The organism is Bacillus sp. BK450 (assembly GCF_004364885.1).
GTDB classification, from domain to species: domain Bacteria; phylum Bacillota; class Bacilli; order Bacillales; family Bacillaceae; genus Bacillus; species Bacillus safensis.
Window position 1 is genome coordinate 345,631 of the sequence record NZ_SOBQ01000001.1, and the last position, 13,280, is coordinate 358,910.

Annotated in this window: 10 protein-coding genes; all 10 read right to left on the reverse strand. The window is 40.7% G+C overall.

The window, feature by feature from the left end:
- Positions 1–14 precede the first annotated feature (14 nt).
- Positions 15–944, reverse strand: a complete 930-nt coding sequence (gene spoIIGA, locus EV579_RS01755; RefSeq protein ID WP_133743850.1) for a sigma-E processing peptidase SpoIIGA — start codon at positions 942–944, stop codon at positions 15–17.
- 249 nt (positions 945–1,193) lie between these two features.
- Positions 1,194–5,510 carry a S8 family peptidase gene (locus EV579_RS01760; protein ID WP_133743851.1) on the reverse strand — a complete coding sequence of 1,439 codons (4,317 nt, stop codon included), beginning with the start codon at positions 5,508–5,510 and terminating at the stop codon, positions 1,194–1,196.
- 302 nt (positions 5,511–5,812) lie between these two features.
- On the reverse strand, positions 5,813–6,958 hold the full coding sequence (ftsZ, locus tag EV579_RS01765) for a cell division protein FtsZ (protein ID WP_024426931.1): 1,146 nt from the start codon (positions 6,956–6,958) through the stop codon (positions 5,813–5,815).
- A 33-nt stretch (positions 6,959–6,991) separates the two neighbouring features.
- Positions 6,992–8,314 carry a cell division protein FtsA gene (gene ftsA / locus EV579_RS01770; RefSeq protein ID WP_024424253.1) on the reverse strand — a complete coding sequence of 441 codons (1,323 nt, stop codon included), beginning with the start codon at positions 8,312–8,314 and terminating at the stop codon, positions 6,992–6,994.
- 159 nt (positions 8,315–8,473) lie between these two features.
- Positions 8,474–8,842 carry a small basic family protein gene (locus EV579_RS01775; protein WP_003210988.1) on the reverse strand — a complete coding sequence of 123 codons (369 nt, stop codon included), beginning with the start codon at positions 8,840–8,842 and terminating at the stop codon, positions 8,474–8,476.
- Positions 8,842–9,567 (reverse strand): DUF881 domain-containing protein, encoded by a 726-nt coding sequence (locus EV579_RS01780; RefSeq protein WP_024424254.1) that lies wholly within the window; start codon positions 9,565–9,567, stop codon positions 8,842–8,844. The genes EV579_RS01775 and EV579_RS01780 overlap by 1 nt, the downstream gene beginning before the upstream one ends.
- Before the next feature lie 20 nt (positions 9,568–9,587).
- Positions 9,588–10,277: a DUF881 domain-containing protein gene (locus tag EV579_RS01785; RefSeq protein ID WP_024424255.1), complete on the reverse strand. Its 690-nt coding sequence runs from the start codon at positions 10,275–10,277 to the stop codon at positions 9,588–9,590.
- On the reverse strand, positions 10,274–11,053 hold the full coding sequence (locus EV579_RS01790; RefSeq protein WP_024424256.1) for a cell division protein FtsQ/DivIB: 780 nt from the start codon (positions 11,051–11,053) through the stop codon (positions 10,274–10,276). Before EV579_RS01790 ends, EV579_RS01785 begins: the two co-directional genes overlap by 4 nt.
- Positions 11,054–11,177: 124 nt before the next feature.
- Positions 11,178–12,089 (reverse strand): UDP-N-acetylmuramate dehydrogenase, encoded by a 912-nt coding sequence (murB, locus tag EV579_RS01795; RefSeq protein WP_024424257.1) that lies wholly within the window; start codon positions 12,087–12,089, stop codon positions 11,178–11,180.
- A 31-nt stretch (positions 12,090–12,120) separates the two neighbouring features.
- Positions 12,121–13,215: an undecaprenyldiphospho-muramoylpentapeptide beta-N-acetylglucosaminyltransferase gene (gene murG / locus EV579_RS01800; protein WP_024424258.1), complete on the reverse strand. Its 1,095-nt coding sequence runs from the start codon at positions 13,213–13,215 to the stop codon at positions 12,121–12,123.
- Positions 13,216–13,280 lie beyond the last annotated feature (65 nt).

Genomic DNA, 13,280 nt, shown 5'->3' on the forward strand with positions numbered 1-13,280 from the left:
GACATCACCAAAACTTAAGACACCCCTTGGATGATTTTTCCGTCTAACATATCTGGATGAATGATGGATTGAAATTCCTGATCTGCTGATAAACCGCTCAGACTCATGCCTACAAAACACTTGGCTGGCTGGATCATTTGCGTTTTTGAATATATGATGACCGTATCTGGTTTTAAGCATAGAAGAAACCCGTGATCATGACCGACCGCTCGATATGGAACAAGTCTTAAACGATCAAGAAGCGGAAATTGATCATCGAGCTTTTGCATCACTTCAACAGGATGAGACTGCTTCATAAGCTCTATAAATGGCTCTCCGCAAATGGACATGAGTTGATCTGCTTGAACGATCATCACAGGTGTTTTCGTCATAGGATCATACAGCTGATTGCCAGAATCGACGAGTCCCTTTAAGCGGATGGTCTCTCCTTGAATGTGTATCTCCGCAAGGACTTGTTCATCAAACTGTCTTTTTTTCGCACCGACCTCTCCTAATCGTTTCTTTGAAAACAGCCAAATCGCAGGAAAGCCGGTTAAAACGAAAAGCCAGCTAATGGGATCACCAAAGCCATCATTTTGTGAAATCAGCAACCCGTCTTGAATAACAGTATTGGTTTGTAAAAACGAATGAACCCCGATCATGCCTCCTCCCATCAAAAATGTGACAAAGTAAAAAGCAAACAGGTTTTGAAAAAAGAATCGAAATCTTTGAAATCCAAAAGTTGCAAGCACGATCAAGACAGAAAAAAGCAGTTTGCCTAGAGGGTGTGACACAAACATTGCAAATGGTGTAAAGAGCAAGAGAACAATGCTCGATCCAATCAGAGCTCCTAACATATATCGCCGTTTTTTTACTTGTCGTTTGAGAATAAATGCAGTGAGTAAGAGAAGCAATAGATCAAAACAAAAGTTTAACAGCCAAATCACATCTAAATAAATGACCACCTTCTGCTCCTTTCATCTGAAACAAAGAATCAAAAGCAGTACTTGCACTTGTTTGTACCAGTATAAAACAGCCAAGAGATGGAAGTCTGTCAATTCTTGTTGGGGATGATAGAGAACTTTTGGTGGATTGTTATTGTTTTTGTCGAGGAATGAGAGCGCAAAGCAAGAGAGTGTGCTTCCGGACAAGCTTACAAATAATCATTCGAAACGAAAAAGACACGCTCCAAGGAGTCGTGCCTTTTTTAAGGATTATTTTACATTGATATTTAATGTGCCTGGGGCTTTTTGTCGTGTGACATTTCCATAATCATCCCGCACAATCACTTCAATGACTGCACCTTTTGCTTTGGCGGTAGAAGTAGCTGTCCAGTAACCTTCATATGTTCCCTTGGCTACCTCGCGAAGCGGAAGTTCTGTTGTATTTTGCAGCTTTGATCTCGCGTTTGTCAGCGGCATGTGAATGACAAACGTTGCGTCTAGCTTTTCTCTGCTGTTAAATGAAATTTTAACAGACTCACCTGATGATAGATTGACATTCTCTGCTGGTGTCAGCTTAGAAATCTCAGGCGCTTCGTATTGAACATCGATATCGACTTTTTTAGTCGTTTTGTTTCCTGCTGCATCTTTTGCTGTTACTTTGATCGTATTTTTCCCGTTTTCAAGCAGGATTCTTGCAGAATATTTCCCATCTTTTATTGCTGCTCTTTTTCCATTCACAGTGACTTGATCAAGATGATCATCCGTTACCTTTCCTTCTACAGTGAGTGATTCTTTGTTAGACTTTTCCCCTTTTATTGGTGTATCTATCGTTAACAATGGGGCTGTTTGATCAATGATCACCTTGACTGATTTGGATTTTTTCGTTGCGCCTTTATCCGTAACAGTAGCAGCCGTGAATACATGCTCTCCGCTTGACACTGTAATCTTCTCTTTGAAAGCACCCGACTGATCTGCTTTCACTTTGGCAATCTCTTTATCGTTTTGATAGATCGCTACATCAAGCCCTGGAGAGGCTTTACCTTCAATCTCCAGTTCATCTTTGTTCGTTATCGTTCCAGCCTTTGGAGATGTTATTTCTGGCACATCTGCTTCATATTGAACAAGCGCACGAATCATATAATTTCCCTCTTCTTTTGGAGAAGGAGAAAAGGCACCGCTTGTCAGCTGCCAGCTTCTTTCAGCATTTGGTCCATCTTCATCTGTTGCAAGGCCTGGAGATTCCGTATTTTTTTTCGTTTGAATATAGACAAGATAGAAATCTCCATCCACCGTAATGGCTTGATCTTCTAAATCTACTTTTGTCCATTCACCATTACGCAGCGCATTCGCTTTAAAAGGTCCCGCAATTTTCTCACCTGGAGCGCCGTCCTTCCCAGAAGCATCATACACTTCAACCGCAAATTCATTCCCGCCAGGGGCTGGCCACTCTGTTGTCCAGAAACGGAAAAGTCCCCCTGTGACCTGTGCTTGTTTCTTCCCTTTTTCTAATGAAAATTTCACCGCCCAGCCATTACCAGGATCATAGAATGCCCGTGCATTTTCGGGTGTTCCGTCATCGTAGCCAATTTCGCCAGCAAAACCGATGAAAGGTTCCAGCTTGATTGCTTTTTCAAGCGGCTTTTCTGTCACATCGGCTGTAAACGAATATCCTTTAAACCCTTTCGCAAATACTTTGACTGTATACACACCGCTCAATGCCTCTAGAGAAAACTCGCCAGATTCATCTGTTTTCACCGGCTCAATTTTCGCATCCTCTACAAGGTAAACCGTAGCATCTCTTACTTTTTCACCCGTTGTTTCATTGACAATTGTGCCAGATATCGTTCGTTTTTCTAGTGGCTGTAACGAGAAATTTGCCTCTGCCTGATCATTTGCAGAAATATTGACTTTTTGTGTGAGTGATTCAAAGCCATATGCTTCAGCTTTCACTGTAAATTCCCCTGCACCATGAGAAAGCTGATATCTCCCTGTCGCTTCATCTGTGTACGTGGACTTGCCGCTTTCAAGAACACTGATTTCTGCCTTCATCGGAAGAGCTTTGATAGATGGGGCATCTAAGCTTTTTTCCTTTTTCATCTGGACATGTTTTTCTTTTATTTTAGCAGGCTTTGCGCTTTTCGGATCGACGGGTTTCTTCTGCTCCTGTGCTGACTTTTCTTTTTTGATGACGCCAAGCTGTTTCTTTGCCTTTTGAGGCAAGGCTTGATCTGTTATTTTCACATCATCTAAATAAAAACCGTCTTTTGTCACACTGCCATCCGTTCTTAGCTGAAAAATAACTCTCACGTTCTGACCTTTGTAAGCAGATAAATCTACTTCTCCTTTTGTCCATCCACTTGTTTTGCCTGTGTAGGCTGCCACTTGGACAGCATCTTCCCCCTCAGGCTGCACATGAATATGCACATAGTCATAATTTGCTTCAAGGTCATGCCAGTATTGATATTGTAAAAAGGCGGAGCCTGACTCAGGTACAGCAATTATCGGCATAGATAAATGAGCATCTGTTTGATTTTCATAAGGACTGTCTAGGTTTGTAGCGTAGACATGATCTCCAGTAAAGGCCTGTTTCGGACCTGTGGTCGGCTTCCCCCACTGCCAAGGATCTTTTGTTCCACCACTGAACCATCCACTTGGCCAAGCTTCAAAGTCTTGCGAGTAGCCAGTCGTGATGGATGTTTTAATCGGAAGCGTATACGGTTCTGATGCAGCTTCATTTTCTCCAAAATCTTTCACAATCCATCGGTACGTGACGTTTTCTCCCTCAAGTTCTGGGAGCTGAACAACATATGTCCCTTTTAAATGATTTCCATCCGTTCGTTTTGCTTGCAGCGTCTCCCTTTTCTCTTGATCCACTTGATAGCTCAAGGAGACATTTGTCACAGCTACTTCATCTTCTGCTGTAATACTTAGAGGTGTTGGCGTAGAGGCAAAAATTTCATTCGGTTCTTTATGAGAAAAAACAGGTGGTTCTGTATCTTCTCCTTCTTTTGTTACCTGTCCTTCAATCTTGCCAATTCCATCTGTTAATGCTGTGATGGCTTCTTTTGCATCAACTAATCCTGCCCCATAGCCATTGTTAGGAGATTCCGGGAATTGCTGATCTGTCAGCGGTTTTGCAGTATCAATGAGAATTTCTTCGATCTCTTCAACAGACAGATCTGACTGTACTTGGCGCAGAAGAGCCACAACAGCTGAAACATGCGGACCTGCCATCGAGGTCCCATTCCAGCCATCTTCATACCCTTTCCCAGGAATAGAAGAACGAATATTTACCCCTGGGGCCGCAATATCTGGTTTCATGACCCCATATGGAGAGGGACCTTGCAAAGAGAAAGAACCCAGTTTATTGTTTTGATCTGTTGCACCCGTCGCAAAGGCTTCGGGATAGTTCGCAGGATTTGCAATAGATCCCTCACCGCCAGGGTTAAATAAATCCGTATTACCAGCTGAAAACTCTGGGAAGATGTCCGCTGCTCTCCAAGCATTGACCACATCTTTATACCAATCATCAAGACCAGGCCCACCGCCCCAAGAATTATTGACCACATCTGGCGCCTTTTCTGGATGAGGGGTTCCGTTTTCATCTTTTGGAGCTAAAATCCATTCACCTGCGTCAAGCAGATCAGCATCTGATCCACCATCTTCTGAGAAAGCTTTCACCGCGATCCATTTTGCACCTGGTGCGACTCCAATTTGATTCTCTCCATTTGGCTCAGAGCCAACCATCGTTCCCGTTACATGTGTACCATGCTCTAAATCATCGTATGGCGCTTTAGAACCTGTCGTTGCATCGTACCAATTGAATTCATGAGAAGGTTCATTCGGACGTGCAGGATCAAATCCGCGGTATTTTTCTTTTAATGCAGGATGATCCCATTCCACACCTGTATCAATACTTGCCACAACGGTACCAGTTCCGTCATAGCCTAAAGCCCACGCTTCTGGGGCATGAACTTGAGAAATATTCCACTCGATTCCTTCTGCTGCTTTGATTTGTTTGTTTTTCTTCGAAGTCTTCAAATCAACAGGACGATGGATTTGACGGATTTCATTTGGCAGCACTTGATCTACTTCTGGGAAGGAAGCCACCTTTTCCATGACTTCTTTCGTTCCCGTCACAGCGAGACCATTCACAATATAGTACGAATGAATATCCTTCACTTGCTTTTTCTTTTGGGCTTTTTGTAAATAAGCAAGCAGCGCTTCCTGCGTCTCTTCAGACGTCGCTCTTAGTTCTGATACGACAGCTGATCTTTTTGTGTACTGCGTTTTAGCTGCTGTTAACTTTTGTTTTTTGGCTTTTGACACAGCATCCTTCGCCACTTTTTTGACATTGGTTTGTTCCTTCATTTTGACTAAAAAGGTCACCGTGTCTTCTTGTTGAAACTGTTTCATTAATCTAGATGAGATCTTTGCTTTTGTTTTCTTGGAGGAAACAGCTTCCTCTTGATATGAGGTAGAAGTCGATTTTGCTTGAACCATCCCAAAGCTTGTCATCGTTAAAGTACCAATCACCAAAAGACTCATCAAACGATAGCCGGCGGTTTTGCGAAACTTCACTTTCAATCAAATCCCTCCTCCTCAAATGGTCAAACAGTATATGGGTTTAACTCCTCCCTTTCCTTAGTTCATGACAAGATTCATGGTGTTCTATTTAATGTAGTCAAATAAAGTTCATCATTTTGTCGCTTTTTGTAATAGGATTTAAAAATGATTCTTTTTACTTAATCACTCTAAGTCGAAATACATATGTTGGATAAAGTAATCCAGACACATTTAAGACTTTTTGATTAGTAGTGATGCGGGTTTCTTTATATATTGAACATGAAAAAATCCCCTTCCGGTGGAAGGGGATGAGTGATACTCGATTAGCGTTTATTACGGTTGCGCAAGAACGTTGGGATATCCAGCGTATCATCACTTGATTGTGTATTTTGTCTCGGCTGAGATGATGACTGCTGATGTTCCTCACGTTTTACTTCACGTTTTTGAGGAATGGATTGATTTTGCTTTAATCCTTGCCCTAATGGATTTCTTTGTGGTTTTGACACCTCTGGCTCTTGCTCAATAAATCCAGTTGCGATCACGGTTACCACAATTTCATCCTTCAAGTTATCATTAATGACAGAACCGAAAATCATGTTTACATCTTCATCAGATGCAGAAGCCACAATGTCCGCTGCTTCTTGTACCTCATAAAGACTTAGGTTCGTACCACCAGTAATATTCATGATGACACCTTGTGCACCGTCGATTGCCGTTTCTAGAAGTGGTGAAGAAATAGCTTTCTTCGCAGCTTCAGCGGCACGATTTTCACCAGTCGCAACACCGATACCCATAAGAGCAGAACCTTTATTGGACATGATCGTTTTCACGTCAGCAAAGTCAAGGTTGATTAAACCTGGTGTAGCAATAAGATCTGAGATCCCTTGAACACCTTGTCGTAGTACGTTATCTGCTGCACGGAATGCTTCAAGCATTGGCGTGTTTTTATCAACAATTTCAAGCAAGCGATCGTTTGGAATCACAATTAAAGTGTCAACTGCTTCTTTCATAGAAGCAATTCCTTCGACTGCTTGAAGCTGACGCTTTCTTCCTTCAAATGTGAAAGGACGAGTCACGACTCCAACTGTCAATGCACCAGAATCTTTTGCGATTTTTGCAATGACAGGTGCAGCACCCGTACCAGTTCCACCGCCCATACCAGCAGTAACAAAGACCATGTCTGCGCCTTTTAATACTTCTTCAATCTGTTCTTTGCTTTCCTCAGCAGCTTTTTTACCGACTTCAGGATTCGCACCTGCTCCAAGTCCTCTTGTCAGCTTAGCACCGATTTGCATTTTCGTTTCTGCTTTTGATAGATTTAACGCCTGTGCATCTGTGTTGACTGCAATGAAATCGACACCTTGTACGTCATTTTCGATCATTCGGTTGACAGCGTTATTTCCGCCTCCACCTACTCCGATTACTTTAATTGATGCTAGGCCGTCTATATTTGTTTCAAACTCCAACATGCTGAATCCTCCTAATCCGTCGAAAATCTAATTCTATTCCCAGAACATATTAAATAGTTTTTTCATTTTGCCCGGTTTTTTATTTGTCTCTTCTTGTGCTTTTTGTTTTACTTTCGGTCTTGGCTGCGCTTCTTTCACTTGTGGTGCAGAAGAAACCGGCTCCATGGATGCGCCTACTTCATGAAACGCCTCATCCGGCATTTGGAATCCAACTTGTCTGCCCTGAATCTTTGCATTGCGATAAGCAAAGTGGATCAGACCCACTCCTGTCATATACTGAGGTTCTCTCACCCCAATATAATTCGGACTTGCAATTCTAACATTGTTTTGCAAGACCGTTTGTGCAAGAGAAAGGATACCTGGTATAGCTGCCTGTCCACCTGTTAGAACGAATCCGCCAGGCAAATCATGGACACCCATATTTCTTAATTCCTCTGCTACAAAGAGCAAGATTTCTTCCAGCCGAGCCTCGATGATATTAGCCGCCTCAAGCTGTGTATACGTCTGTTTCTGATCGGTACCGATGACAGAAACTTCAAATGTTTCTTCAGACGATGCCTCATCATAAAACGCATGTCCAAATTGTTTTTTGATTCGTTCAGCTTCTTCAGTAGAAGTTCTAAGTCCTATAGACAAATCTTTTGTAATGTTCTCTCCGCCCAAAGGGATACTGTGAGTAGAATAGAGATGCCCGTTTTCAAATACGGAAATCGTTGTAGATCCGCCGCCAATATCGACGAGAGCTACCCCTAGATTTTTTTCATCTTTCGATAATGCTGCTGAGCCCGATGCGAGCGGCTGCAAGCAAATATCCATAATTTCAATTCCAGCTCTTTCTACACATCGGAGCCAGTTATGTAGAATCGTTTTAGAACCTGTAATTAACGATCCATCCACCTCTAGCCGAACACCAAGCATTTTTTTCGGATCAGTGATCTCATCTCTTCCGTCGACGATAAATTGTCTCGGGATGACGTCTACGACGAGATGTTCTTGAGGAATAGATACTACCTGTGCAGCATCTAAGACACGTCTCACATCTTCAGCATGTATTTCTTTGTTTTCACTAGATACTGCGACCACGCCGCTCGTATTCTGAATATGAATGTGGTTTCCGTTAATTCCGACAATCGCCTTTTGTAAAGGAAAACCTACCATTCTCTCAGCCTGTTCAAATGCTTGTCTAATAGAATGAACTGTCTCATCTATATCAACAATCGATCCTTTTTTTAACCCTTCTGAAGGGACATTTCCAACACCTATAATGTTAAGCGAATCATCCGCCATTTCTCCGACGATGACTTTTATATTGGATGTACCGATGTCAAGGCTGACGTAAATTTCATTGTTGTTCATTCTATGGCACCTCCTCACATATCAATACTTTCTATTCTATTATTTGCTGAACAACAATACAATGAATGTGTTTTTACAAGTGTGTAACAAAACTTAAAAAATCAACATTTTTTATTAGGATTACTGAAAATATTCGTTACATCATATGTATATCCTTTTTTATGACTCACTTTTTTTCTTTTTTTCTCTAGAAATTGTCCATTTTGTTAGTAGAATTCTTCGAATAACTGCTATATTTTGAAACAATCTAACGCCGAAAGCAAACATTCCGACTAAATACAAGTCTACACCAAGATGGACGCCCAGAAAAGCTAAACTTATTGCAAGTATAATATTAAAGAAAAAGCCTGATACAAACACTAGTTCATCGTATGCCCCTTGCAGATGTGCCCTGATTCCACCAATCAATGTATCAAGCGCAGCAAGTACAGCGAGGGAAAGATAATTAGAATACTCATTCGGTATCGTAAAATTTGTTAAGAAACCGATCGCAACTCCTATGATTAAGCCAAGTACAGGAAGCCACATTAAGATTTTCCCTCCTTTACATCGTCAAGAGGCTTCAACTCGTTTAACTGAATTGCACCGTCATATGCTTTTAATTGAATTTGCTGCTTCGGCTGGCTAATACTTAAGCCGAAATTTTCCTGAGCAAACAAATCACCAATATCTGATACATTTAAACGGCTGTATAATTTGTCGGCCTGGTCGCTGATCATTTTGATGGTCACTTCATCACCATCTAAGCTGTAGCCATCCATTTTCGTCGTGCCATTAATATCTCGAATCACACTTGTATTAATCACACGGTGGTCATTAATGGAAATATGTTTTGCCCCATACATATTGGCTTCGTTGATTAGCTTTTTCAGAAGATCAGGCGGGATATTTTTCACTTCTTCTCCGGTCAGATCCTTGGAGAAGAGCTGAGAGATGTCAACTTCAATTCCCTCCCCTGTCACTTCTGTAAAACCAGCCTTTTCTTTTAAATCTTTTAATGTTTTAGTTAGTTGAGCTTCTTTTGATTGATCTCCTTGATGACCATACTTTTTCAGCATTTCATCGTATTTATCAATTTCTTTTAGTAAATCCAATTCTTTACTTTTAGATGCAGATAAATCCTCTCTTAGCTCCCACACATCGCGAGTATCACGAACTTTGGGCTTTTGCAATGAATTAAATTGGATGGAGACCATGATGCCGAATATCACCATTAAGGCTGTCAAACTAAGTAAAGGCTTCTTTTTCCTCAACACCACTCACCTTTTCACTTTTAATCTTTGTGTTTTAAAAGAGGATTCATACGAATATCCTTTTTTTCAATCGTCATCGAAATGTGATCACTTGTCAGCTGATCGACCACTCCTCCTGCAATATTTAATGCAGGTATTAACACAGCCGGATCACCAATAGCAGAAATAACAAATGGCGCTGGATGCTGAACACCGTCAACTGTGACAACTGGGCCGTTACAATGTATGTATGATTGGTGTGTAATTCTTTGTCCATTAATAGATACGGCAGAGGCCCCTGATATAAACAGTTCGTTTATCACATGAAAAATGTGGCTCTCATGAACAATGTAATTATTGACATTTTGTCCACTCGGGATATAAGATGCATCTTCAAGGGATACTTTTACCCCTTTTCCTTTTACACCGATCTCTCCTGTAAACATCCTGTATTTCTCAACATCTTCCAATACATTAAAATACTGCTCTTTTTCATTTTTCAAATTGGACTCAGTGGCTTGAACCTGTGATTGAAGACTGTATAATTCTTTTTCAAGTTTCTGATTCGCCTTTTCTTGCTTTGTCAGCTGACTTTTCAAGGAGTATTCTTTTTTCCATTGCTCTGTTCGAATGACATCTGCCTGATGCTGCTTAGTATATTGGTATGAAAAAGAAATCAGAAAACCAAGAACAAGCATGACAATTGAGAATATAACTGTTTTGCCTCTCAACGTTCATCTTCCTTTTTCTTAGATTTAAACGCTTCAAAATACGTCGCGACTTCCATATGGATTGTGCCTTTTTCAGATGGCGAAAGTTCTTTTACAATGGCAGGATAGGTTTTCATTTTATCAGCGAATGTTTTAATTGATGCAATCACGGTGTTCCCGTCATTCATATAAAATTTAACGAGCCACTGGTTTGAGCTTGTTGGCACATAATATATTTCTGAGATGAGTTCCTGAATAGAGGCTGGCAGCTGATTTAAAGATCTAACCGTTTGCTTCAGCTTCTCTTTATTGTCCCAATCAACAAAAATAGGTCCTGCATGACTTGGTGTGACTTCTTCTGGTAATGCTGTCCCATTTTCAAGAAGCTCATAGTATAAATTTCCTTTTTGAAGATACGCTATATTGGCATATTCCTTGACAGCAATACTAACCTTATTTGGAAAATGTTTTTTGATACTGACACTTTTAATCAGTTTGTTTTGTTTAATATGATCTGCTGTTAAATCTTTATTTAAATTCCAAAACTCCGTTTCGCCTTCTTTAATCTGGGAAAGTTTCACAAGCTGTTTTGTAGGGACATGCTCATTACCCGTAATAGTTAAAGAAGAAATTTTACTGATTGGTGTCTGCAAATAAATAATGATTAAAACCATGATAAAAAACAGTAGAATAAAAGAGATTAGTCTCCGATTTGCTTTCTGCTTCCTTTGTTCTTTAATTTTAGGAATTCGTTCTTCTATATTGACGATCTTTTCATTTTCATGATCAGGCCGCATATATATTCTTCACCCCATTCAAAGCTGCTTGTCCACACCTTTGGGTCATCTTTTGATGAGAAAACAAACGGCATTTTTCATGCCGTTTGTTTTCCTGTGATGCCATCATTCATAAAACTTGCTTTTAATTTGCTTCACCGATAATTTCTACTTCTGTATGCATTTCTACATTGTAGTCATCTTTAATTTTCTTTTGGATGTACTGGATTAAGTCCAGCACGTCTTGAGCAGTAGCCCCGCCAGCGTTCACAATAAAGTTGCCATGCATATCAGAGATTCTTGCTCCGCCAATTTGGTACCCTTTTAAATTCGCTTTTTCTACAAGCTGTCCTGCATATTCAGGCAGCGGATTTCGAAAAATACTTCCGGCACATGGTCGATTATAAGGCTGTGTTTCCTTGCGATAGTCTTTATTTTGCTGCATTTTCTTTGTGATTTTCTCGCGATCATCCTGTTTGAGCTTAAACACGGCCTCGAGAACAATGCCTGGTCGTTCCTTTTGAAGGACAGACGTTCTATAGCTAAAGTTCATCTGCTCATTTGTTAGCCACTCGATGCTTCCATCTTCAAATAAGATTCTCGCTTTCACAAGAATCTTACTGATATCAGATCCGTGCGCACCTGCGTTCATATAAACAGCGCCGCCAATAGACCCTGGGATACCAGCTGCAAATTCCAACCCTGAAAGACCCTGCTTACTAAGAGACGTTGCAAGCCTTACAACAGAATAGCCGCCGCCAACTGTAATTTCTTCATCATTTACAGTTAAGTGATCAAGTCCAGCGCCTAACTTCAGGACGACGCCACGTATTCCTTTATCAAGTACGAGTAAATTTGACCCTCTTCCAATAACCGTCCAGTCCGCGTGGTGTTTTTTTATCTGATCCATGATCGTTTTAACTGAATCGATATCTTTAGGAATGATCAATAGATCTGCCGGCCCGCCTATTTTCATTGTCGTATGATTTGCAAGCGGCTCATTTTCAAGCACTTTACCGACTTGCGCTTCTAATAATTCATTCTTCAAGTTCTCCATATTACCCTCCGCCTTACCTAATATCATTCCATCATGTAGTCGTAATTTCTTTTAATACATTATATAAACGTCCAGCCGCATCTGGTACTCCAAGTTCTTTTGTTAAACGGCTCATTTCGTTTAATTTTTCTTCATTACCAGCAATTTCATCAATGGCATGAAGGAGGCTTTCTCCAGAAAGCTCTGATTCTCTTAAAACGATTGCAGCGTCATGCTTTTCTAGTGATCTTGCATTGATTTCCTGGTGATTTGCCGTCACGTATGGGCTTGGAATAAAAATAGTTGGAATTCCAAGGGCTGTTACTTCAGCAATCGTTGTGGCACCGGCTCTTGCAACAATCACATCAATCGATTTCAAGTACTCCGGCATTTGATGCAAGAAAGGCTTTGTGATCATATTAGGTGCTGCACCTTTTTCCTTTAGTTCGTTCAGCACTTTTTCATAATGAACCTCACCCGTGATATATAAAAGCTGATAGTTCTTAGCCTTTAATGCATCTTGCATGTCAATAACTGCTCTATTAATCGGCGCAGCCCCCCGGCTCCCGCCAAAAATAAGAACCGTTTTTTTCGTTTCATCCAGTCTAAACTCCTTCAGAGATTTCCCCTCTTTTATAGAGACGACTTCAGAGGCTCTAGGGTTTCCCGTAAATACAACCTTTTCAGAAGGAAAATGTGCCTTTGCTTCTTCAAAGCAGATGGCTACCTTATCAACATATCTTGCTAGAAACTTATTTGTGATACCAGGCAGGCTGTTCTGTTCGTGAATAATGGTCGGGATTTTCAGCTTAGAAGCTGCATAAACGACAGGGCCACACACATAACCACCTGTTCCAATGACCGCATCTGGCTTAAATTCCTTTAAGTAAGATTTGCTTTTTTGAACGCCTTTTAGAAATCTCATCACCGTTTTTACGTTATCAAAGGAAAGCTTTCTTTTAAAACCTGAAATTTCTATGGACTTGAAAGGGATATTTTCTCTTTCTACAATTTTCTTTTCAAGTCCATTTTCAGTACCAATATATAAAAATTCTACATCAGGATGCAGTCTTTTCACTTCTTTAATAAAAGCTAAGGCTGGATAAATATGTCCGCCTGTTCCGCCTCCACTGATTACTATACGCATTATACCATTTCCCCTCAATTTTTTTCTGCTCTGAACAAAGTATAAACCCTGTTTTAAACAACAGG